This is a genomic window from Streptomyces hilarionis (genome assembly GCF_024539675.1).
GTDB classification, from domain to species: Bacteria; Actinomycetota; Actinomycetes; order Streptomycetales; family Streptomycetaceae; genus Streptomyces; species Streptomyces hilarionis.
Genome location: NZ_JAHHIT010000060.1, coordinates 1 through 23,228 on the forward strand (window position 1 = coordinate 1; position 23,228 = coordinate 23,228).

Genomic DNA, 23,228 nt, shown 5'->3' on the forward strand with positions numbered 1-23,228 from the left:
CCCTCGATCCAGGCGGCCGCGGCGCCCGGGGGGCGGACAGCCACGACGGGCGGGGAGGGTGATCCGGACGGACCCCGGGACCGGCTTGCTGAAGGGGCGTCATGAGCCCGTCACGCCGGGGTAAACGAGAGCGGACAGGCCATCCCGACCAAGGAGGCTCCGATGCCCCTCACCTTCCGCAAGAGTTTCCGCATCCTCCCCGGCGTGCGACTGAACATCAACCGTCACTCGTGGTCGATCACGACCGGCGGCGGAAAGCACGGCCCCCGCCACACGCACAGCAGCACCGGACGTCGTACGACATCGATGGATTTGCCGGGGCCTTTCGGGTGGCGTCACACCCGTAACGCCAAGCGGCGTTGACGAGCTGTCACCCGAACGGACCCCCCGAGAGGCGCCATCTCATATCTGAGATAACCTCAGCCTCATGGCAGACGACTACCTCGTACGCATCGGCAAGCTCATCCGTGACGCCCGTCAGCACCGGGGCTGGACACAGGCACAGCTGGCCGAAGCGCTCGGAACCAGCCAGAGCGCCGTCAACCGCATCGAGCGGGGCAACCAAAACATCAGCCTTGAGATGATCGCTCGAATCGGTGAAGCGCTGGACAGCGAGATCGTCTCGCTGGGCTACGCCGGCCCCATGCACCTGCGGGTGGTGGGCGGCCGCCGGCTGTCGGGCGCGATCGACGTGAAGACCAGCAAGAACGCGTGTGTGGCCCTGCTGTGCGCCTCCCTGCTGAACCGGGGGCGCACAGTGCTGCGCCGGGTCGCCCGCATCGAGGAGGTCTACCGTCTGCTCGAGGTCCTCAACTCCATCGGCGTGCGGACCCGGTGGGTGAACGACGGCGTCGACCTGGAGATCGTGCCGCCGGCCGAGCTGGACATGGCGGCGATCGACGCCGAGGCCGCCGTGCGCACCCGTTCCATCATCATGTTCCTCGGCCCGCTGCTGCACCGGGTGGACCAGTTCAAGCTCCCGTACGCGGGCGGCTGCGACCTCGGCACGCGGACCATCGAACCGCACATGATCGCGCTGCGCCGGTTCGGACTGGAGGTCGCGGCGACGGAGGGGCAGTACCACGCCGTCGTCGACCGCTCCGTGCGTCCGGACCGGCCGATCGTGCTGACCGAGCGCGGGGACACGGTCACCGAGAACGCGCTGCTGGCGGCCGCCCGGCACGACGGCGTGACCGTCATCCGCAACGCCTCCTCGAACTACATGGTCCAGGATCTGTGCTTCTTCCTGGAGGCGCTCGGCGTCCGGGTGGAGGGCATCGGCTCCACGACCCTCACCGTGCACGGTGTGGCGAACATCGACATCGACGTGGACTACTCCCCCTCCGAGGACCCGGTCGAGGCGATGAGCCTGCTGGCCGCCGCCGTCGTCACGGAGTCGGAGCTGACGGTGCGCCGGGTGCCGATCGAGTTCCTGGAGATCGAGCTCGCGGTCCTGGAGGAGATGGGCCTGGACCACGACAGGACCCCGGAGTACCCGGCCGACAACGGCCGCACCCGGCTGGTGGACCTCACGGTCCGGCCCTCCAAGCTGGAGGCGCCGATCGACAAGATCCACCCGATGCCGTTCCCCGGCCTGAACATCGACAACGTCCCCTTCTTCGCCGCCATCGCGGCCGTCGCCCAGGGCAAGACCCTCATCCACGACTGGGTCTACGACAACCGCGCGATCTACCTGACGGACCTGAACAGGCTCGGCGGCCGGCTCCAGCTCCTGGACCCGCACCGGGTGCTGGTCGAGGGCCCGACCCGCTGGCGGGCCGCCGAGATGATGTGCCCGCCGGCCCTGCGTCCGGCCGTGGTCGTGCTGCTGGCGATGATGGCGGCGGAGGGCACCTCGGTGCTGCGCAACGTGTACGTGATCAACCGCGGCTACGAGGACCTGGCCGAGCGGCTCAACTCGATCGGGGCGCAGATCGAGATCTTCCGGGACATCTGAAAGCCTTCAGAAATAGCGCCACCACACCCCTCCTGACCTGCATAAACGCGAGGCGGGAGGGGAGGTGGCGGCACCTCTGGGACATTTCTGGGACTTTTGGCCGGGACCGAAAGCTTCCGGCCGCTGCGCACTCGACATGATGCGTCATCGAAAAGCTATCGGATTGAGCAAGTCTCGGAAAGTCGCAGGTCAGAGGCCGTTTCTCGGCTCGTTATCCAGTCGGCAGGAGCCCAGAGCGTCAAACGAGCGTCATAACGCACAGCACATCCCTCCTCTCCGGAACGGAACAGGCTGCCACGGCCAAGTGGCCCAGCAGGGCCCATTGGCTCGGCAGGCGCGCTTGTGGGCTTTCGGGCTGACCGGCTGGCGCACCCGATGAAGCCGGGCCCTCTGCAATCCATCGACAACGCTAGGGCCTCGGTCTAGTCACTGGAGTCCCGCTGACCTGCGCCGACCTGGATCGGTCGGCAAACGAAGTTGCCGGGTGTACTTACGAGTTGGTGCAGTCCGCACGCCGCAACACCGCAGTGTCTGCAGGTTGAAACGCTGCTTGGTGTGCGTCGAGCTGGAGGAGGAACTTCACGCCCCCGAAGATCACGTGTGCCACGCGCTGGGCCCCGGTGGAGCTAGCCGCCGGGGTCTCCGACCCGGAGATCATCGAAGCTGCCAAGAGTGACGAACGCATTTCCATTGCCTTGTGTCCGTCTCTCCACGCCAAGCTCTACCGTGCCGACGGCCGGCTCCTGGTCAGCTCCGCCAACCTGACCGGCAAAGCCACTGGACGCGTACCGAACGCCAACGTGGAACTGTCGTTAAAGGTGCCGATCGACCACCCCGAAGTGCAGCGGCCCGGTCCAGTAGGTCGCCTCCGCACCCCAGGCGCGCAGCTAGGAGACCGGGCGGTCGGTGCTCGAACCCGTCCTCGCAGAGGCAGGCGGCTGGCTCGCCCAGGACTTCGCACGGCTCGAACGGGCATTGGTGGCCGGCATCCACTCCCTGATCACGGTGCCCCCTGCGAGCACGCGGCGTGACCCTCGGGGGCGTCAGCTTCTACCGCTCCGAGCAGCCCGCCCCGTTCGAGGACGACGACCTGTCCCTGGCCCAGGAACTGGTCGTCCGCGCAACGATCTGCATCAACAACGCCCGCCGCTACACCCGCGAACACAACACCGCCCTCGCCCTGCAGCGCAGCCTGCTGCCCCGAGGCCGCCCCGACCAGAGCGCGGTCGAGGTCGCGTACCGCTACCTGTCCGCGCAGGCGGGGGTAGGCGGTGACTGGTTCGACGTGATCCCGCTCTCCGGCGCCCGCGTCGCACTGGTCGTCGGGGACGTCGTCGGCCACGGTCTGCACGCCGCCGCGACCATGGGCCGGCTGTGCACCGCCGTCGACAACTTCTGCTCCCTGGACCTGCTCCCAGACGGCCTCCTCACCCACCTCGACAACCTGGTCGCACGTCTCGACCGGGGCGAGGGCTGGGCGGTGGAAAACACCCACTAGGACTCCAGCGTCATCGGCGCGACCTGCCTGTACGCCGTCCACGACCCGGCGTCCCAGCACTGCACCCTCACCCTCGCCGGGCACCACATGCCCGCGATCGTCGGCCCCGACGGTGACGTGGACTTCGTCGACCTGCCCTCGAGATCGCCGCCTGGCCTCGGCGGCATGCCCTTCGAGACGGTTGAGCTGGAACTGGCTGAGGGCAGCCAGCTGGTCCTCTACACCGACGGCCTCGTCGAGGACCGGCACCGGGACATCGACACCGGCCCGGACCAGCTCCGTACCGTCCTGGCCTGCGCTGGCCGGGCCGTGGAGGACACCTGCGAGGCGGTCCTCGACGCCCTGCTGCCCACCCACCCGAGCGACGACGTAGTTCTCCTCGTCGCCCAGCTCACCGCACGCTGGGGATCCGCTACACCTCCGACTGCAAGATCATCTGGACCGAACAGCCACTGCTCTGACGACAGCCGCCCCACCTTGGCGTCCATGATCCAGCCGTGATCCACGGCCCCTGGCCCCGCCTCCGAGGCCCCGCCCGCACGTCGACTTCTCTCCCGCACGGAAGGCCCGGCGACCGTATGCAACGGGACCCCTTACGGCCTTGGTTTGCCTTCCCCGCCACGTAGTGACGACAGGACCAGGCGCCCGTACCGGGTGGTGAGTACTGCCGCTGTGACGGCGATCGAGAGGGCGAGCGCGGTGTACAGGTGTGCCACGGAATGGTCGTCGAGGACCTGCAGGATGCCGAGCGCCGTACCGAGAGGCATACCGAGAATGGTCAGGACGCCCAACGCTCCGCTGATCTGCTGGCTCTCCTGCGTCTGCACGAGCCTGCTGTAGTCGGCTGCTTCGGCGAGGATCTCGTTGAATCTCACCGGCAGCCGGTGCTGGTTCTGGAAGGCGAGCAGCAGATCGTTCGCCGTGCCGTGGGCGGTGAGGTGCTGCCGCCAGTAGGTGCTGCGGAAGACCGCGATGTTCCTCTCCAATGCCGAGAGGCGACGTGCCGGCCGGGGTGAGACGAATACCTCGGAGAGCTCGTCGGTGAGCTCGTCGATGTGATCGCGTTGCAAAGCCCCTAGGAGCAGAGCGTCGAGATAGACGGTACGGGAGTGCAGCGCACCGTAGGTGAAGAAGTCACCCTCCCCTGTGTCTGTCCGGTGGCCGAGGAAAGCGGTCCCCTGACGCAGTACCAGGGCGCTCCAGTCCGCCGAGATCCTGACCGTGTCCTTGAGCTGCTCACCAGCGGTCTCCGGCGGCAGGGGGAAGTCCTCCGGAGTGGAGCGTGACGCCAACTGCCACAGCCAACGGTCCGCGGTGGCAGGCAGTTCACCTTCGAGACCGGTGCGAAGGGCCGGGGTGTGCTGCGCCGCAGGGCTCAGGAAGGCGATGGTGTAGGGCCGGGCGTCGAAGGACGACGCGTCGGCCGCGCGAAGGTCGGCGACCCCGTCGAGCAGCCGGGCCGGGTCGAACGGTCCGGAGAGCGGTGCGTCGGCTTCACGCGGTAGCCGCCCGGCCAGGGCCCGCACCACGGGCAGCAGGGGCCTTTCCACCGTGAAGTGCAAAACGGCGAGCGCGTGTTGGGGCTTGCGGGTCGTGGCCGCGCGGAGCAGTTCCATGCCGAGCAGACGCATGCCGTCGTGCTTGACGTCGAGCGGCAGGTGCCAGCGGCAGGGTTTTCCCGGCGCCCCGTACAGCGCACGGGCGGAAGCGGGAGTGAAGTACGTCGACCGGATCCGGGCGTCGGTGCTGCGGTTGCCCATGTCGAAGGGGAAGGGCCCTTCGGACCACTCGGGGACGCGCAGCAGCCGTACGGGCAGCACGACGGTCAGCTCCTGGCGCGCTCCTGTGACGTCGTCGAGCGGCGGAACGCCGGCGGTCATCGGCGGTGCTCGGCGGCGCCGGCGTCCTGGACGATGAAGACAGGACGGGTCATCATCCCGCCCTCGTCGCACTGGGCCGTCGGCTCCTCGCAGCGCGCTCGCGCATCGCCGTGCTCCATGATTCTCCTCGTATGTCTCTCGGTCGTCCCCAGCTGACGCCGGTCCCGCCGCACAGCTACGGCGCAACAGCCGGAACGCAGGTTATCGCGGACCCTTGCGAAGCGGCGGCGAACGGCGTCCCGCCGCCGTCGGACGCCATACTCAGATAGCCTCTGCACCGTGCTTTCACGTGAACTCCAGAGCAAGATCGACCGGTTGTGGGACACTTTCTGGTCGGGCGGTTTGTCGAATCCGCTGGAGATCCTGGAACAGATCACGTACCTGCTGTTCATACGGATGCTCGACGTCCGGCGCACTTCTCAGGATCGGGACGCCGCTTCCGCCGGCGCACCGGTCGACTCCGTGAGTACCCCGCTGCTGAATGAACGGCTGCGCTGGTCACGCCTGTTGGACGAGGCGCCGCAACACATGTTCGCCACGGTCCGCGACGAAATTTTCCCCTTGCTCCGCACCTACGGCAACGACAACCCGGAGTTCCTCGGGCACTTCGCTGACGCGCGCTTCAGCATCCCCACGCCTGGATTGCTCGCTAAGGTTGTCGACACGCTTGAGGGCGTACCCCTCGACGCTGTGGGCATCGGCGGCGACGTGTACGAGTACATGCTGGGCAAAGTCGCGAATGCGGGGCACAACGGGCAGTTCTGGACGCCGCGGCACATCACCCAGCTCATGGTGGAACTGACGGCTCCCCAGCCCGGAGAGATCATCTGCGACCCCGCATGCGGGGGTGCCGGACTCCTCGTCGCGGCAGCGGAGTACGTCAACCGGAACCGGCCCGAGACGTCGGAGGGGCCAGCCCGGCACGAGCAAGCCGGCGAGGCCACGTTCCAGGGCTTCGACTTCGACACCACGATGCTGCGAATCGGCTCGATGAACATGTGGCTCCACGGGGTACAGAGCCCAGACATCCGCTATCGCGATTCGCTCGCGCAGAACACGGTCGAGGACAGCGGGCGGTACTCGCTGGTCCTCACCAACCCACCCTTCGCGGGCAGCCTCGACTACGACGCCGCTGCTGACGATCTCCAGCGAGTCATCCAGACGAAGAAGACCGAGTTGCTCTTCGTGGCCCTGGTGCTGCAACTGCTCAAACCCGGCGGGCGGGCGGCGGTCATCGTCCCGGACGGTGTTCTCTTCGGCTCAACCAAGGCCCACAAAGAACTACGAAGAATCCTTGTCGAGGATCACCGAATCGATGCCTTGGTGAAACTTCCCAGCGGTGTGTTCAAGCCCTACACAGGTGTGTCCACGTCGATCCTCTTCCTGACGAAGACCAGCGGCAGGGGCACGGACAGCGTCTGGTTCTACGACGTCACGGCGGACGGGTGGAGTCTCGATGACCGGCGCACACCGCTCCTCTCCCCGGAAAAGCTCGGCCCGACCCCGAGCGAAAGGCTTGATCGGTCCGAGCACGCCAAGAACAACCTTCCTGACGTAGTGAGCCGCTGGCTGCTGCGCCACACGAGCGAACGCGGCCGCAGGCCGAGCGAACAGAGCTTTCTGGTTTCGAAGAAGGAGATCGCCAAGAGTGGCTACAACCTTTCCCTGAATTACTACAGGCAGGCACACGAGACTAAGGAGCTGGCTCGAGACAGTGTGCGGCTGGGGGACTTCGCCGAAATCTACGGCGGTTCGGTCGCAGCAAGGGAGACGGGTCCAGCAGCACCCTCCGGCGACCCGGACGTACGGAGAAGAGTGTTGCAACCTTCTCTGCTGGCCTCCGATCTCTGCCCCGTCGAGACCCTTCCGGTGCGCAAGAACCGGCGCGAGCCCCGGTGGAGGCTACGAGAAGGCGACATAGTCGGTCGCGATCTGGCGAGCGTACGGCACTGGACGATTCTCCCCGCGGAATATGAGGGCGTGCAGCCCGGCCAGGGCCTGATCGTCATCAGGCCCCTGGAGAATCCAGTCCCTTCCGAATATCTCGTCACCTATCTTTCGAGCCCTCAAGCAGAGCAGCAGATTCAGCTTTACGATGTCATTCCTCGCATCAGGCGCGCCGCCCTAGCCGATATCCGTATCCCGATATGCGAAGGAGACTTCGAGGAAGTTCGTACATCCATCGCCCGACTCGCAGAGGGGCAGATCGAGTCGGAAAAAATCTGGGACCAGCTTCGCGCCGCACGGCTGCGCATCTTCGAGAAGGGGTCGAGCAACGAGCGTCGCGCAAGACTCGACGAAGCGGCGGAACTGAGTTCGCTGATCGCCCAGAATCTCCGAAAGCAGAGTGAGCCATACAGGATCTTCCAGGAGACGTATCCTTATGGAATTGCTCGGGCGGTGCGGAAGTTCCGGCACAGCACGTCACACACGGAGAAGCATGAGGCTGCCCTACAGTGTGTGGAGTCGCTCATCCTTTCCCTCGGCATCGTCGCCCATGCCATTGCCGCGAACCGCGGGCGACAGAACCTGCCCGAGATCGTTCAGTGGAAGCAGGCCGTAGGAGGCGGCGGTGTGGCACTGGGGCACTGGGTAGCGGTCATTCGAGCCGTAGGAGCAGACGCCAAGGAAATCGGCGATCCCGCGTCCGGGCTGGCTGAGGCTGCAACCCAGAAGAAAGGGAAAAAGGGACTAATGGCGGATCTCTCCGCTCTTGTGACCCTGAGAAATAAAATCAGGCACGGTGCGGGGCCGCGGACGCGGGCGGAATTCGACAGGAGCCTGGAAAAACTGGAGCGACTGATGTTCAGCAGTTTGTCCTGGTGTACATTCTTGGCGCGATCCCGGTGGGTGCACATGGACAGGCTTCGTTGGCTTCCCGAAGTGGGAAAGTTCGAAGTTTCGGGCCTCGCACTCATGGGCGATCACCCTGATTTCGAGCCCATCACTTTCCAGACCGACGTCCCCTTGGTCGATGGCAGCCTCTACATGCTGACGCCGCAGAACGAGCCGATACAGCTCTCGCCCTTCTGCCTGCTCGAGGACTGTCCCACCTGCTTGGCCCCTGAACTCTATTACCCGGACCGGCTCACCGCCTCCACGGCACTGCTGAAAAGCCTTGACCGGGGACACGAGCTGGAAAGCGACACAGTATACGCATCGCTGCAGCCATGGACACAAGCATGAACAAGGTGAAATCGACTGTCCACAGCTCAGCCAGCTCGATTCCGAGACGTCCGCCTCAGTTGGCTGCTCGGCCCGACCACTCCCCGATGTGTTCCCGAACGGCAACTACCAGACCGGCGATGCCTAGCATTTGGGAACGCTGCGCGTCCTCGGCCAGATCAACGCCCGTTCGACCATAGCCACAACACGGCGCCGATATGCCAGACCGCGAGCCGTCGCCGGACTACACACACGGCTCATGGCGGATGTGATCGCCTCGGGCGCCACGTCTCGGAACTCCACGGCTGGATGGCCTATCTATCCTCCTCAAGTTGGTACACCCGGCTGTGCGCCCCTCTGATTCCCGTGACCGTCACGCTACTGCTCGGACGGCAAGTCAGTTGCTGGAGCGGCTGCGGGATGATGCGTACGGAGACGGGACCGGTTCCGGCCTCCAGCCCCGAGACGATGACGAGGAAGAAATCGTCATTCTCCGCTGCTCGCTGGAACTCCGCGGGCGTCAACAGCACCGTGTCCGGCTCGGCGTCTTTATATGCCTTGAGTTCGTAGAATCGCGATAGTGCGTCCACCGCGTCGGCGCCGAGGCCGCGTTGGGCCCGTAGGTCGCGCAGCCAGTCGTCGTCGGTGGCGAGTGCCTTGCGCACGACGTCCAGCGCCACCTTTTCCTGCTCCGTGCCCGTGTAGGGGCGCGCTGGCGTGTGCTGTTGGGGGATCGCCGATCCGGCGCGGGGCTGCGGCAGGCCAGACGTACCCGGGCTATACCCGCTTGACCGTGCGGTGGGCGCGCCCGAGGCCGAGGGCTTCAATGGCGTGATGATGCCGCTTGGGTCGACGAGCCGGAGTCTGCCAGGGTCCACGAGCCTCCGCGGTGGAGCGGGGGGCGCAGGCGGGACTGAAGGCCCAGTTACGGGCGGTGGTGCGTTGGGGACAGGCGGGCGGATCACTGCCGTCCGTGGGATACCAGCCGCTGTGCTGGCCTGCGCTTCGGTCGCGGTGCGGCGTTGGTCCACCTCGCTACCGAGTTCTCTGAGCCGTCGTTCACGCTCGGCCTCCGCCGCTTCCCGGTCGCGCCGCACCTGGTCGTCGGCAAGGCTCAGCCGTACGGCCGTACGGCCGTACGGCCCTTCTCGGCCTGGTCACACGCTGCTCCCCAGGCGAGGGCCACCTCGCGGCGGCTGCCCGGAAACCGGGCGGCGATTAACCGGCCCACCCCGGATGTGCGTGTCAGAGCGACAGTGTCTCGTACGTACAACGTGCCCGAGGGCCAATCGATCCCGGCGTCCACAGGCACGTGCACCGTCTCGCCGGTGTCCGGAAGATCGAGGCAGCAGGCCAGGTGAGGAGCGATGCATACAGTCAGGTCAACCAGTTGGTCCCACGAGCAGTTCAGGGACTGCGCAACGCTCGCGGCGTTGCGCTGCAGGTCCTCGCGGAGGTGGGTGACGGCTGACCGGACCAGCGCTGTGGCGTCCGGGTCCGCCGGGGCCGGGCCAGGGCTGTACACGGTGACATGCTCTGCGGCGAGCTCGCTCACGCGCAGGGCTCCGATCAGCGGTCGGAACTGCTCCAATTCGGCTCCCGGGCACCACACCGCACGTTCCCGGCCCAGCGCCTCGGCTACCACCGGGTCTTCGACGGCGTACACGGGCCGCTTGCTTCGCCAGCCCTGGCTCGTCCAAAGAGGGAGGCGTCCCAGGCGCTTGGCCGTCAACGCGCCGGGATGGGTACGGCCCAGAGCGGCGAGCATCTTCAGGGTCTCCAGGATGATGGACTGGGTCGTCCCGTCCGGCTCGCCCCGCCCCTGCTTCCGGTCCTGCTGTGCCAGCTCCTTGATCACGGCCGTGGCGTCGTCCACAGTCGGCAGGCGCACTGCGAGCCGCTGCCAGAACTCCTCGCTGCCTGGAAACGTGGGAGCGAACGCACGGAGCGGACCGAAGAGCGGCGCTCTGCGCAGGCACTGGCTCGGCCGGCGCCAGCCGGAGTCTGTGAGGACGAGGCCGTTCCCCTCGCCGAATGCCCGAAGGACCGAGCCCAGGGACATCTCCCCCGAGGCTCTCTCGCCACGGCCGCAGGCGCGCTCTGCCAAGGCTTGGTAGAGAATCAGCGCTGCGGGCACATCCCTGTCGCCGCCCTCTTCCTCCCGTCGGCGCAGGCGCTGCAGACACTCCACGAGGTCCTCCGTGCGGGCCTCTGCAGAAATGCCCAGGGCGCGCAGCACATCACTGCGTCTGCCCACCAGTTGCTGGATCTCGGGATGGAGGAATCGCTCGTCGTCCGCCCCGTACACCGCGACCGTGCCGGTGGTCCGCATGCGGAGTCGAGCCGGGGCAGATAGTGCGCCGGTACCAGCGTCCAGCCATGGTAGGTCGCGCAACTGCCAGAGCCAGAAAGCTGCAGTCCTGCCCCGGTTCTGCCATGCGTAGTAGTCGTAGACGGCATCCACCTCGTCGTGGTCGGAGAAGCGGCTCCATGCCCGCCCGAGGACGTGAAACAGCGCTGCCGCCCTGCGCCTGCGGAGCTGCGGGTCCTGCTCCGCCGCTATGCCAGAGGCGACGGCACGTAGGTCGGGGCTTTCGTAGTCGTCGAGCGTGAAGGTCGCTTCCAGAACGCGCAGGGCATCAGTGCGTGCTCGACGTCCCGAAATGACTTCCGCCGGCAGCCCCTTCGGGCTCTGCGTGAAGCGTTCCCGCGCCCCCGGGTGCCTGCGCAACCTGGGCGCGGTCTCCGCGCCCAGGAGCCTCAGGAACTTACGGGCGCCCATCCCCGCGCCGCCGCGCTGCAGGACTTCGGCGTACCGGGGCCGCAGCCACACCAGCCCGGCCGTGCGACCGGCGGCGAAGGCGAAGCTCTCTTCGCGTTCCGAACTGTCCAGTCGGGCGGGTAGGTATGCTCGGGCGGGAGCGACGTCGATGTCTTCACGCCTTCCGGCCCGGTCGTAGCGATGCCCCTGCAGCCGGATTGCGTGGCCCACGTCGCGCCCCAAGGTCTCACGCTCGTGGTCCGGCACGCGTGCGAACCCGTCGCGCAGTTCGATGAGCTGGTCATCTGTCAGCCGCAGTACGTTCGGGCCGCTGCTCCCCGCCGCGCCGATAGCCGCGAGGCGCCGGATCACGGCCACCGCGTCCGCGTCGGTCAGCAGCGCCTCCCGCTTACGGAGCCATGTCCTCACCGACCGCGCCTCGTCGGTGTCGGCGAGGAATGCGGGATGGATTTCCCGGGAGAATCCGAGACTGGCGCCGAGGCCCCGCGGGGCGTCGGTGAACACCGCTGGTTCCGCGGGCCGGGGCACACGGTGGCGGCCCCCTGACCTGTCCACGAGCCAGCGGCTCGACAGCAAGGAGGAGTAGATATTCGAGGCAAGTCCCACCGCGGCGAGGCGGATATTCGCCTGCGGCGACCGGGTTTCGTCGTCGAGGAGGCGTAGTGCGTCGTATAGGTCCACCGTCACGGGAACCGCACTGTCGTGGTTCTCCCAGTCCACCAGCACCTCGCGCCATCGACCGTCCTCGTCCCGCGCCACCTTGGGCAGCACGGCGGTCCGCTCGGCGACGCGGGAGATCTCTTCTTCGGTGACCACGCCCACCAGCGCCTCGTCCTCCACCGCGAGATCATCCAGGCCGAGCGGCCCGAAGCCCGGAACGTCCAGGACGAGACCGTGGGACACGCCCGCCCTGGCACGGTCGAGGAGTAGTCGCTCCAGCGCGGCGACCGGGTCGCGGGAGTCGCGCATGTCGTCGGGGAGCGGCACGGCGCGCCAGGCCCGTGCCGGATCCCGCCGGAACTGCCACAGGGCGGCGGCCGTCCACAGGTCGCCCACCAGTTCATTCAGTGCGCGGTTCCACGGGGTGTCGTCGAGCGCCTGACGGCTGGCGATCGGATCGAACTGGGCGTTGATACAGAGGGACAGAGCGGTGTCCGCGACCGGAAGACCGGCGTAGATCCGCCCGGCGTCATCGGGTCCGAGAAGAGCCACAGCGATTGCGGTGGTGGACCCCACCGCCTTGTGAGACCGGGTGATCCCGGAAGGGCTGGGGACGGTCGTACGGCAGATCAGCCACCGGGACCCGTCGCCGGCGCGTGCCTCGCCGGTCTCCACGTCGGCGCTCTGCCCGCCCACCACGGCCTCGAACGGCTCGCCGGTCTCACGGTCGAGCGCCAGCCGGTGCCGGACACGACCTTGCTCGTCCAGGTGCGTGACGCTGCCGACACTGCCGAGGAAGAGCAGCGCGCTGTCCCCCCAATCGGCAAGCCACGCGTCCACCTCGTCCGCGCCGAGCACGCCCGGCTCCAGAGGAACCCGTAGAACCGTCCAGGTGTCGCCCGCGAACCAGTCAGGCAACGGGAACGGCCTGGCCACGGCGATGTCAGGATCGCCGACCCGGAACCGGTAATGCCCGCAGTGAACCTCCAGATGCGGGGAGAGGGACTGGAGGGTCATCAGGCCGATCCCGAACCTACCGGTGGATTCCGCCTGCTCTGCCTTGCTCGTCAGCCAGGGCATCGCCAGGGCCAGAACGTCCGGCAACCGTACGGGACTGCCGTTGTGGGCGACGAGGAGTTCCCATCCCCACATCAGAATGCGTACGTCCGTGGCGCCGAGGTCCTCCGCGTTCTGCACGATCTCCGAGAGTCCCTGGAGACGGTCGCTCGACAGATTCCCCGCGTGATCTCGGGTACGTCTCAGCGCGTGCCGTACTTGACCGTCCAGTCGCGCGAACCGGCTGCCGAGTCGCTCGACCGCCGCCTCAGTCGCCGCCTCACCCTCCGGCTCCGGTACGACGGCTCCTTCTGGGATGCCCTCCAGGGAGAAGAGCGCATCGGCAGACGCAATTCCCCGCTCCACCGCAGCCGTTCGACGCACCGCATCCCCCGTGCTCATCTCCGCCCCCACGCACCTCGGCACTCCCTGCGACACAGGGTAACCAGGCCAGCGCAATCAGCACACGTCTATCCGAGACCTGTCGCCTCATAGCCCAAGTCCAAAGAACAGACCTACCGCTCTACTCGACGGGTTGAGCCCGAAAAGTCGATTACCCCGCGCCGTCTGGTCCCAGGACGACCACCTCACACTCCGTCAGAAACAGCGTCGAACGAGCGTCAAGACATTTCCCGAACCCGTCTCTGACGAAGTTGAGCGGAGCGTTCTGGACTCACGCTCCCAGGGCGAAACCGCAGGTGAGCCGCGTGGCGGCTACCTACAACAGGCTCCACGCGGTGAACGTCGGGAAACAGGTCGAGCACCACCGACCACATCTGGAAAACACAAGAAAGCTGCAGTTCAGAGCCCCTTTGCAGTAGGCTCCAAAATCGCCACGCACTCCACGTGCGACGTCATGGGAAAGATGTCGGCCTGGCCGAATCTCGGAAACTCCCAGGTCAGAGCCGGTGTATCGGCTCACTGTCCCGCGTGCGTGCGCCGAGAGCGTCAAACGAGCGTCATGACCCACAGTCCATCCCTCCCTTCTGGCGGAACAGGCTGCCACGACCAGCTCAGCGCCATCTGCCGGAGCGCTGGACGAGCTGCAAAGGCCGACTCATGGTGTCGTGGAGCTGCCGCTGCACATGCCCTGGTCAGGGATGACCTCGTACGACATGAGCAAGCCTCGCCAGCGCACGGGCCTGTACCGCACCGTCCTGCACGAGGGCCTGCGCGACGACCTGCCCCACTACCTCAACCAGGACCTGCTCCTCCAGCTGTGGCCGGTGCTGTGCAAACTTGTCGGCCGTACGGTGCGCACTGTATGGGAAGACGCCTCCAGAGCCGACTCCAGGACCAGCTTCGTCAGCTGCTGCAACAGCCCCCCGGCCCCGGTCAGCGCCAGACCCTCCGCACGGGCCCGGTCGGTCAGCCGACGGATCAGCTGAGTATCCAGCTCGTCGTACAGCACCACCTCGGTAGGCTCAAGCCCTCCCGTAAGTCGCGTCGCTCACTTGGCTGTTCTGAGTGGGCGGTTCGTGAGTCTATGAGTGGTTCTGGTGTCACCTGTTGGTGTGGGCGAAGCCGGAACGTTCCGGTCCGGTGCCGGTGGCCTGCTGGGATCGGTGGGGTGAGCGAACGCAAGCCGTACCAGAGCGACTTGTCCGACGAGCAGTGGGCGTTGATCGAGCCGGTGCTCACGGCCTGGAAGAACCGGCACCGTTCCGTCAGCGGCCACCAGGGCCGTTACTCGATGCGGGAGATCGTGAACTCGATCCTCTACCAGTCCCGGACCGGCTGTCAGTGGGCCCTGTTGCCGAACGACCTGCCGCCGAAGCGCGCGACGTACTACTACTTCGCCGCCTGGCGGGACGACGGCACCGACCAGCAGATCCATGAACTCCTGCGCTGCCAGGTGCGGGAGAGGAACCGGCGATTAGAGGACCCGGCCCTGGTGATCCTGGACACCCAGAGTGTCCGGGCGGCCGCCAGGGTCCCTTCGGCCACGACGGGCAAAGACGCCGCGAAACGGGTGCCGGGGCCGCAAGCGGGGCCTGGCCGTGGACGTCCTCGGCCTGGTCATCGCCGTCACCGTGCTGGCCGGGAGTGTCCACGACAACGCCGTCGGCATCGCCCTGCTCGACCAGGTCGCCGTCGCGGCCGGCGGCTCGGTCAGCAAGGCCCTGGTCGACCAGGGCTTCAAGAACCAGGTCGTCACGCACGGGGCCGGACTCGGAATCGACGTCGAGATCGTCCGGCGCAACCCTGAGGAGCGGGGATTCGTTCCGCAGCCGAAACGGTGGCGGGTGGAGCAGACGTTCGGGATCTTGATACTGCACCGCTGCCTGGTCCGCGACTACGAACACCGTCCGGCCGCTTCCACCTCCCGCGTCTACTGGGCCATGACCCACGTCATGACCCGTCGGCTCACCGACGCGAACACGCTCACCTGGCGCGATCCGCAGGTGTGCGGCGCGTGAACCTCAGCCCCCTCCTTCAGGCGCTCGACCTTCAGGAAGACGCAGTCCGGGCCCTCGCCGACGGTCTCCGCACCCAGATCGACACCCTTCAGACCCAGCTCCGTGAGGCCGAACTGCGTCTGGAACACCTCGCCATCACCCGTACGACCATCACCGGCCTCGCCGATCGAATACCGGCCCAGACGGTCGATTCAGCAGGAGGTCTGGAACTGCCCGAGCATCCGGACTACCCGCGCATCCTCGCCGTCTTCAACGACACCACCGGCCCACTCAGGGTCCGCGACATCTGCCAGGCCCTCGACTTCGCTCTCCTGCCGAAACACATAGAACGCACCCGCGCCAAGATGAAACGCCTGTTCACACTAGGAATCCTCACCGAGGCCGAGCCCGGCACCTTCAGCATGAAGCAGTGCCCAAGTCCGGAACGGACATCAACTCACGAACCGCCCACTGACATCAGGGACCTCCTCGGATCCCGCCGTTACACCAAGAACCGTACAGACCCGAGTCTTGGAGACCCACCCGAGGTGCGCAAGCCCCCAGGGGAGAACCTGACCGCTCAGATGGTGCACACGCTCGCGCGAAAGTGATGGCCCTCAACAGCAGGTGGCCGAGCTCGACAAGGCGATCTAGGCCCGATTTCTCAACATCGGGACTTCGACGTGATCACTAGCATACCGGGCCTGGGCGTGATCCTCGGTGCCGAGTTCTTGGCCGCGACAGGCGGTGACATGACCGCCTTCGGCACCGCAAACCGTCTCGCTGCCTTCGGCGGCGTCGCACCCGTGCCCCGCGACTCCGGCAAGATCAGCGACAATCCCCGCCGGCCACGACGCTACAACCGCCGCCTCCAACGCGTCTTCTACATCTCCGCACTGTTCAGTATCCGTCCCTGCGATGAGTCCAGCCGGTTCTACGAACGCAAACGAGCCGAAGGCAAACGCCACATCCAGGCCGTCCTCGCCTTGGTCCGCCGCCGGGTCAACGTCCTTTGGGCCCTCCTACGCGACAGACGGACCTACGAACTCGTGCCGCCCATCGCTCTCGCGGCTTGACAGACCGCATTAGGAATCACTGAGCTTGCAAGCGGCGAACGTCCATCTGATCACCCCATCCGCGCTCCAGGCACGCGCGGACCAACTCAATCCGAACCTCAGTCAATGACTGAGCCATGTCGTGAGCGCGGACCGTAACCGTCTTGTCTGCGCCGTGGGCGTTAGCCGAAATATCCACGGCGCCATCACCCCGACCGACCAGATCGATCCAGAATGGACCGTCGAAGAACCTGACCCTCCTGCGCATTCCCTCGGCCTGGCGGACATTCGAAAAGGCGTCGATCAGTTCCACGAGGAATACGACTGGCATGTCGTTCCAGTTCGATTCCGGAAAGGGGCACCCGGAGATACCGATCCAGACGTTTCCCCAAATAGAGCCCGATCTAGCGAGATCGAGTGATTCCACGTCACAGAACAGTTCGAACTCCATCAATCTCACCTCCAAACCGGGTAGGCGGTCTCAATCATGCCCGTTTCTTTGTTCACCCACATCTCGACGTCAAGCCCATTCGCCGAGCCTCGCAGGAAGACTCGGTCCCCCTGAGAACGCCCTGCGACCGAAGACGACCTGTATGCCTGGCGAATCGTGGACTCGATCTCCCCTGGAGACATGTAGTCCGGAAATTTCGTCTTGATTCCGCTCTGCTTGTACGTCTTTCCTGCCGCGGTGTGTCGGTCGAGGACATGATCCATATCGACGTCCACTTTCCGCCACCCCGGAAGGTTGACTGGCTTCGCGACCTCGCCCCGGGCGCCGCCGCCAGGGCCCTCGCCGCCGCCACCGGTGAGTGCGAATATCGCCGCCGCGGCCGCCCCGACGGAGGAATTGGTCTTACCCAGGCATCCGGTTCCATGGCCGAGTGCCATGCAGGTGAGGAATTTCAGGTGGGTGATGATGTGCTGGTCGGCCTCGGCTTCTGTGGCGTCCTGCGGGTTGGCCAGGCAGTCCCAGCCGAAGTTCCGGCACGCGGTGTCGGTCTCTTGATTGAAGATCTTGGCGAACTGTTTGGCGTACTTCCAGTTGCGGGGGATGAAGACCTGCGGATAGATCTCGACGTATTTCTTGTGGAAAGCGGGGCTGAGAACGTTCCCCTGATCCAGGGCTGCCTGGTAATTCCCGGAGTTCTTCCTGGGGCCCGGCGCGTGTCCCGGTGTGGTGTTCTCCGCGTTCGGGTCGGGGCGAGTCGGACAGTCAATGTAGGGGCACAGTCCCGTGGGATCTGAAGTGGTGACAGGGTTGTCGTCGGCGTAGGCGTAGCCGCCGAGTGACTGCGGGCTGGCAGGCTGGAGGATCGGGTCGGCGCTGATGAAACGGCCCAGGGTGGGGTCGTACTTGCGGGCTCCGACGTCGGTGTAGCCGGTGGAGGTGTCCTGGGGTTTGCCGAGGAACGAGCGGGTGGGGTCGGGCCAGGTGGTGGTGTTGGCGCTGGCTCGTTGCTGGCCGTAGGGGGTGTACTGCTGGCGGGCGACTTTCTGGGTGGTGGTGTCCATCGCGAGGGTTGCGGTGCCGTGCGGGTCGTTGAACAGGTACTTCAGACCCCCGCCCGTGAGGCTGGAGCGGACGGCCACGGGCGTCCCGGCGCCGCCGTGGGTGTAGGTGCGGACGGCGCCGAGGAGGACATTGGGGGTGACGCTGGTGTTGACGACTATCTGGGTGTCGCCGGCGAAGAAGGTGGTCTGTCCGGGGTCGCGGCGGATGAGCTGGTTGCCGTCGGCGTCGTAGAGGTATTTGGTGCTCGTGGGGTTGGAGCCGCCCGTGTCCACTTGGGCCAGGTGGCCTTCGTCGTCCCAGGTCAGGGTCTGGCCTGGTCCGGTGGTGGGGGTGCGGGTGTGCAGGTTGCCGTTTTCGTCGTAGCCGAAGGTCGTGGGATTGGTGCCGCCGGTGGTGGCGGTGAGGGTGTGCGGCTGGACGCCGGTGGCGTTGCAGTTGGCGGTGCACCCGTTGGTGTAGGTGGTGGTGGCGGTGGTGCCGGAGCCGCCGATGGCATGGTCGACGCTCTGGTGGCGGTTGCCTATGGCGTCGTAGCTGAAGGACTGCCAGTAGGAGCCGGGCGTTGTGGTGAGGGTGCCGACCGTGGGCGGGTTGGCGGAGCAGTCGTCGTTGGCCGTCCAGGCGTCGGTGAGCCGGTCGAGGGCGTCGTAGTTGTAGCACTGCTGGTCGGTGACGGTGTTGCCGGTTTCCGACTGTTGGTCTGTGGTGGAGGTCGGATTGCCAGCGGCGTCGTAGGTGTACTTGGTGTCGTCGATTGTCGGGCCGGGTGCCTGGGTCCGGCTGATGACGCGTTCCTTCAGCCGGAGGGTCTGGTCGTCGTAGTCGTAGGTGGTCGTGGCCGGGTTGGTCGAGGAGCCCTGAGTTACCTGGGACAGCGCGCCGAAGTCGGTGTAGACGGTCGCGGCGACGTAGACGTTGGCGCTGCTGCTGGTTTGCGTCGGGTTGCCCAGAGCGTCGTGGTCGTAGGTGATGCCCTCGCTCGTCAGCCCCTGGGTACGTGGGTCGCTCTGGGTCTGTAGCAGCTGCTTGTTGATGGTGTAGGTGTAGGTCGTCGTGTATGTCGACGGCAGCGGTGCTTCGGAGGCCGGCAGGGTGATCGTCGTGCCGGTCGGCTTGCCGAGGGCGGTGTAGCCGTTGGCGGCGACCGTGTAGCCGCCGGTGGTGCCCTGGACGTAGCGGGTCGATGAGGTCGGCAGGCCGATGCGCTTCGTGTCGTACAGCCAGGAGGCGAACTGGAAGTTGGACTTCGACTTGTCACTGCCGGTGAGTTTGCGGCCCAGGAGGTCGTATGTGTAGTCGAGTTCGGTCTGCTTTGCGTCGTTGGTGGTGGACACGAGGTTGCCGGCGTCGTCGTAGCCGTAGCTGCTCTTGCCCACGTCGGGGTCGTTCTGGGAGGTCTTGCGCCCGAGCAGGTCGTAGTTGAACGTCCAGACCGTCTTGTCGGGGCCGGTGACCTGGTGCTGTTGTCCGGCAGCGTCGTAGCCGTAGGCGGTGGGTGAGGTGGTGCCGCCTGTGGCGGTGAATCCGTTGGCCGCGGTGCCGGAGAAGGCGGGGGCGGCGGTGTACTGGTCGAGTTCGGTGTTCTGGCCGCGTGCGTTGACGACCGTGGTGGTGGCCACGCCGCCCTTGGGGGGCAGGACGGTGGTCCTGTCTCCGGTGTAGGCGGTGGTCGTGGTCCAGGTCTTGAGGCCGTTGTGCTCCTCGGTGACCAGGTCAGGGCGGCCCATTCCGTCGTGGTCGGTGACGGTGGTGTCGGGGATGGTCACCTGGGAGACGGGGACCGGGACGCTGCGGGGGCTGCCTGCGACGTTGTAGGCGTTGTTGGTGACAACGGTCCAGCCGTGCGAGTCGTACTGGGTATCACTGACCGTCGTGCTCGAGTTCTCTGCGGTCGCCTGCGTCTGCAAGGGGCGCAGCATGGCGTCGTACAGAGTTTCGCTGGTCGCGTAGCTGCCGTTGTCCAGGAGGGAGTTGGCGGCAACGATCGAGGGCCCGGTCTGGGACAGGCTGTAGGTGTAGGTCGTGTTCGCGGGCGCGCCGTTGGCCTTGCTCTCGTTGGGTAGCCATGCCCCAGTGAGGCGGCCGAGCGCGTCGTAGGTAAGTGAGGTGAGTCGGCCGGCCACGTTTGTCTGGGCGGTGGGCTGGGCGCGAGCCGGGTCCATGGTCCTGCTGGAGACCTGGCAGTCCTTGGAGCTGGTCGTGGCGGTGGTGCAGGTGACTCCGGGGGTGACCTGAGTGGCGGTGACGATGCCTGTCGGGAGCTCTCCCGTGGCCGGCGTGTACCCGGTGGCGGTGTTTTGGGACAGGCTGGCGCCGTTGGGGGCGGTGGAGTGGGGCGTGCGTGTGGTCAGGGTGACGCGGCCGTAGCCGTCGTAGGCGACCGAGGACTCGTCGATGAAGGCGGTCGCGGTGGCGCCGGTGGCAGCGGACGCTTTCTGGACCAGGGTGACGTCACCGATCTTGGGAAGCGCGGGGTTGTGCTGGCCGTCCCCGTCGTAGGTGAAGGCGTTGCTGTCGTAGGAGGTGCGGACGTCGGAGATCAGTGCGCCGCCGGGAGTCGCTCCGGCTGCGGCACAGTCCTGGTCGGTGGCGATGGTCTCGGCAGGCAGCACGAGGGTGTCCACGCTGCCGGTGACGTAGCGGTTGTAGGTGCAATTGGTGACGTTGTTGCTGTCCGCGGTTTCGCCGCGGTCGTCGACCTGTACGGGCATGCCGGTCGTCGGCTTGCTCAGGGTCGTGTTGTAGAAGGTGTCGGTCTCGCTCTTGCGCCAGCCGTAGGAGACCGCCTGCCGAGTGAGGCTTTTTGCGGTGCGGACCATCTGCCCGGTGAGGTCCGGCAGGCCGCTGCGGGACCGGGAGGCCGTGGGCCCGAGGATCGTGGGCACCGTGACGGTGGCTGTGTTCAGGCTGCCGGTGGCACTGTCGTAGGTGTCGGACTCGAAGACCCGCCCGGCCAGCGCGTTGTTGTCCGCCACGCTGACGGTGCTGTCCTGGCTGGTCAGCGTCGGCACTGAGCGGGTCTTGCCGCCGGGCAGGGTGTCGCCGTTCATGCCGAGGAAGTAGTAGGTCTTGCTCAGGGTCTTCTGGTCGTAGACGTTGGTGCCGTTGGTCTTGTGAAAAACGCTCGGGTCGCCGGTGGTGACGTCCACTTCGGGATAGCCCCGGAACTGTCCCCAGGTGCGGTTCTTGGCTTTGACGACCTCGTTGTCGTCGTAGTGCCAGCCGGGGTTGCCCTTGTAGGCGTAGTCCGTTTCCAGCTTGGGCTCGGTGCCGTCCTGGTAGGAGTTGTGCGTATCTTCGGTCACGACCGCGGTGACCTTGTACTTGTAGAACCAGTCCATCCACGGCGCCGGCTGCCCGTCGGGCGTCCAGTACACGGGGAAGCAGGACAGCGTATTGGTCGACGCGAACGTCTTGGCGGCGGCGTCCGACGGGTCGTTGGGGTCACTGGCCGGGGCGCTGGAGCAGTTGGGCCGGTCGTAGGTGACGGTGGTCTGGGCGCCGGTCTCGCTGGTGACCGTCTGGATGCGGTCGTGGTACATCAGCGGCATCTGCGGGATGGTCCCGACCCGATTGGGCAGCTGCAGCGGCGGGTCGAAGTTCACGGCCGGTGTGGAGGTGCTGCTGGATGTGCCGCCGAGGGTGTCCAGGCCGGTGTGCTGGATGGAGTCCAGCCAGAGGGTGGGGGCGTGGTCGCCGCCGTCGGGGAAGGACTGGGTGAAGCTGTACTTGTCGACCTGCTGGGTCACCCCGCCGGCCTGGATGCGGGTGGTGATCGACGTCAGGCGCTTTCGCGACCAGAAGCTCGGACCATGGTTGGTGCAGCTCGACGAGCTCGAGGTGCAGTTCAGGTCGACCGGCACGTCCGGCCAGTACGCGGCGTTGGCGGTCGTGAACTGGCTGTCCGCGCAGGTGTTGCCGGAGGGCGTGCCTGCGATGCAGCGTTCGGCGGAGGCGTCGAACATGATCTGCTCCGGTGCCGTGCCGGAGTAGATCGTTGTGGCGGTCATGCCGTAGTCGATGCGGGACAGGGTGCCACCGCGGGTGTAGGCCACCGCGGTGTCCTTCATGTCCGCGCCGTAGTAGCCGGTCTCCGGCGAGTAGTACCAGGCGGTTGCATTGCCGTGCAGGTCCACGGCGTAGTCCAGGTTGAAGCGGTAGCCCAGCGTGCAGGCGGTGGAGGCGAAGTCGGTGCTGTCCGGGCAGTCGGACACTCCGCTGTGCGCGTGGTACACCGGCACGGTCCAGACGGACTTGGTCTCGGCCTTGCCGCTGGACCAGCCCGGCAGGCGGTTGAGGCCGAAGAAGTACTGCACCCCGCCCTCGGTGACCTTGAAGTACTCGCCGTTCTTGGTGCCGTTCGTGCCGTTGCTCAGGTCCTCGATCTTGGTGGTGGAGTTGTCTTCGGCGGGTCGCAAGGTCTTGGTCGCGTCGTCGTAGACGATGTCGGTGGAGCTGCCGTTCAGCGACAGGGTCAGGATCTGGCCGGCCCAGCACTCGTCGCCGTCGTTCTTCGGCGCGCCGGACGAGGAGTCGTCGCGGCAGGACTTGTAGGTGCGTTCGACGTAGTTGTCCGTCGAGCTCCAGCCGTCGCCCAGCCAGGAGGACTGGTTGTTGGTCCCCTCGGTGCGCGCGTCCTGGCTGGCGGAGCTGTAGGACAGGTCCACATTCGGGGCCGCGCCGCCAAGGGCCGGAGGTACTGCGATCGGGTAGCTGTAGGTGAACGAGCCGGTGTTTCCCGAGGTCGACCAGGAGCCGCCCGGTGCCAGGCTGGTCGCCGAGTAGTCACCGGATGAGCCGGACGTCCCTGCGGTCGCGGCCAGAACAACCGTGGCGGCGGACGATGCCGTCGCCGACCGGGTAGAGCCGACGGCACCCGACGACGTCACGCTCTGGCCCGGAACGGTGACCTGCGCGGACAGCGGTGTTCCCGGGGCGGTGCGCACCGGAGTCTGGGTCTGGCATTTGGCCAGCTCGGGCGTGGTCAGCGCACAGGCGGGCAGTTGAACCAGGTGCAGGCGTGAGGCGAAGTCACCGCCGAAGGCGTAGCGGAACGACGAGTCGTCCACGCGCAGCGCGACTTTCCCGCTCCCCGGGCTGGTGCGTTGCAGCGTGAACAGCACGCCGTGGACACCGGCCGTGCGCGCGGACTTCTGGGCCAGCATCGTCACGCGTACCCGCTGTGCCCCGGTGACGGCGGCTGACTGGGGCTGCGGACCTGCTGCAGCGCCGAGCAGGACGGGCAGGCTTCCGGCCCGTACCT

The 23,228-nt window shown here is 66.6% G+C and carries 10 protein-coding genes and 3 pseudogenes; 7 read left to right on the plus strand and 6 right to left on the minus strand.

Annotated features, from left to right (window positions below):
* Positions 1 to 162 precede the first annotated feature (162 nt).
* The 3 genes and pseudogenes from KMS84_RS15690 to KMS84_RS15700 form a co-directional block, all read left to right on the plus strand.
* On the plus strand, positions 163 to 363 hold the full coding sequence (locus KMS84_RS15690) for a DUF4236 domain-containing protein (RefSeq protein WP_256916825.1): 201 nt from the start codon (positions 163 to 165) through the stop codon (positions 361 to 363).
* 64 nt (positions 364 to 427) lie between these two features.
* Positions 428 to 1,957, plus strand: a complete 1,530-nt coding sequence (locus KMS84_RS15695; RefSeq protein WP_256916826.1) for a helix-turn-helix domain-containing protein — start codon at positions 428 to 430, stop codon at positions 1,955 to 1,957.
* Positions 1,958 to 2,818: 861 nt separating this feature from the next.
* Positions 2,819 to 3,854, plus strand: a pseudogene (locus KMS84_RS15700) (PP2C family protein-serine/threonine phosphatase); the annotation flags it as partial.
* Positions 3,855 to 4,048: 194 nt separating this feature from the next.
* Here the strand turns inward: KMS84_RS15700 and KMS84_RS15705 are convergent.
* The gene (locus KMS84_RS15705) at positions 4,049 to 5,335 is read right to left on the minus strand and encodes a hypothetical protein (protein ID WP_256916827.1); all 1,287 of its coding nucleotides are present in this window, start codon (positions 5,333 to 5,335) and stop codon (positions 4,049 to 4,051) included.
* Positions 5,332 to 5,454, minus strand: coding sequence for a hypothetical protein (locus KMS84_RS15710; protein ID WP_256916828.1), 123 nt, complete (start codon positions 5,452 to 5,454; stop codon positions 5,332 to 5,334). The genes KMS84_RS15705 and KMS84_RS15710 overlap by 4 nt, the downstream gene beginning before the upstream one ends.
* 160 nt (positions 5,455 to 5,614) lie before the next feature.
* On the opposite strand from KMS84_RS15710, the gene KMS84_RS15715 reads away from it, so the two are divergent.
* On the plus strand, positions 5,615 to 8,521 hold the full coding sequence (locus KMS84_RS15715) for an N-6 DNA methylase (protein ID WP_256916829.1): 2,907 nt from the start codon (positions 5,615 to 5,617) through the stop codon (positions 8,519 to 8,521).
* A 293-nt stretch (positions 8,522 to 8,814) separates the two neighbouring features.
* On the opposite strand, the gene KMS84_RS15720 is transcribed toward KMS84_RS15715, so the two are convergent.
* Both KMS84_RS15720 and KMS84_RS15725 read right to left on the minus strand, forming a co-directional pair.
* Positions 8,815 to 9,180, minus strand: a complete 366-nt coding sequence (locus KMS84_RS15720; protein ID WP_256916830.1) for a hypothetical protein — start codon at positions 9,178 to 9,180, stop codon at positions 8,815 to 8,817.
* 434 nt (positions 9,181 to 9,614) lie between these two features.
* The gene (locus tag KMS84_RS15725) at positions 9,615 to 13,412 is read right to left on the minus strand and encodes a sacsin N-terminal ATP-binding-like domain-containing protein (protein WP_256916831.1); all 3,798 of its coding nucleotides are present in this window, start codon (positions 13,410 to 13,412) and stop codon (positions 9,615 to 9,617) included.
* Positions 13,413 to 14,113: 701 nt separating this feature from the next.
* Here KMS84_RS15725 and KMS84_RS43460 point away from each other — a divergent pair.
* The 3 genes and pseudogenes from KMS84_RS43460 to KMS84_RS15745 all read left to right on the plus strand — a co-directional run.
* Positions 14,114 to 14,386, plus strand: coding sequence for a hypothetical protein (locus KMS84_RS43460; RefSeq protein WP_438818942.1), 273 nt, complete (start codon positions 14,114 to 14,116; stop codon positions 14,384 to 14,386).
* 182 nt (positions 14,387 to 14,568) lie between these two features.
* Positions 14,569 to 15,418, plus strand: a pseudogene (locus KMS84_RS15735) (IS5 family transposase).
* Positions 15,419 to 15,957: 539 nt separating this feature from the next.
* Positions 15,958 to 16,473 (plus strand): annotated as a pseudogene (locus tag KMS84_RS15745) (transposase); the annotation flags it as partial.
* Positions 16,474 to 16,489: 16 nt separating this feature from the next.
* On the opposite strand, the gene KMS84_RS15750 reads toward KMS84_RS15745, so the two are convergent.
* Complete coding sequence (locus KMS84_RS15750; RefSeq protein ID WP_256916834.1) at positions 16,490 to 16,903, minus strand: hypothetical protein; 414 nt, start codon at positions 16,901 to 16,903, stop codon at positions 16,490 to 16,492.
* A gap of 5 nt (positions 16,904 to 16,908) precedes the next feature.
* Entirely contained in the window at positions 16,909 to 23,130 is a 6,222-nt protein-coding gene (locus tag KMS84_RS15755; RefSeq protein ID WP_256916860.1) for an RHS repeat-associated core domain-containing protein, read from the minus strand.
* Positions 23,131 to 23,228: the final 98 nt, after the last annotated feature.

What these genes read in the sequence shown, in the direction of transcription:
- KMS84_RS15690 (WP_256916825.1), top strand. Translation starts at nt 163, where the DNA reads ATGCCCCTCACCTTCCGCAAGAGTTTCCGCATCCTCCCCGGCGTGCGA.
- KMS84_RS15695 (WP_256916826.1), top strand. Translation starts at nt 428, where the DNA reads ATGGCAGACGACTACCTCGTACGCATCGGCAAGCTCATCCGTGACGCC.
- KMS84_RS15705 (WP_256916827.1), bottom strand. Translation starts at nt 5,335, where the DNA reads ATGACCGCCGGCGTTCCGCCGCTCGACGACGTCACAGGAGCGCGCCAG.
- KMS84_RS15710 (WP_256916828.1), bottom strand. Translation starts at nt 5,454, where the DNA reads ATGGAGCACGGCGATGCGCGAGCGCGCTGCGAGGAGCCGACGGCCCAG.
- KMS84_RS43460 (WP_438818942.1), top strand. Translation starts at nt 14,114, where the DNA reads ATGAGCAAGCCTCGCCAGCGCACGGGCCTGTACCGCACCGTCCTGCAC.
- KMS84_RS15750 (WP_256916834.1), bottom strand. Translation starts at nt 16,903, where the DNA reads ATGGAGTTCGAACTGTTCTGTGACGTGGAATCACTCGATCTCGCTAGA.
- KMS84_RS15755 (WP_256916860.1), bottom strand. Translation starts at nt 23,130, where the DNA reads ATGCTGGCCCAGAAGTCCGCGCGCACGGCCGGTGTCCACGGCGTGCTG.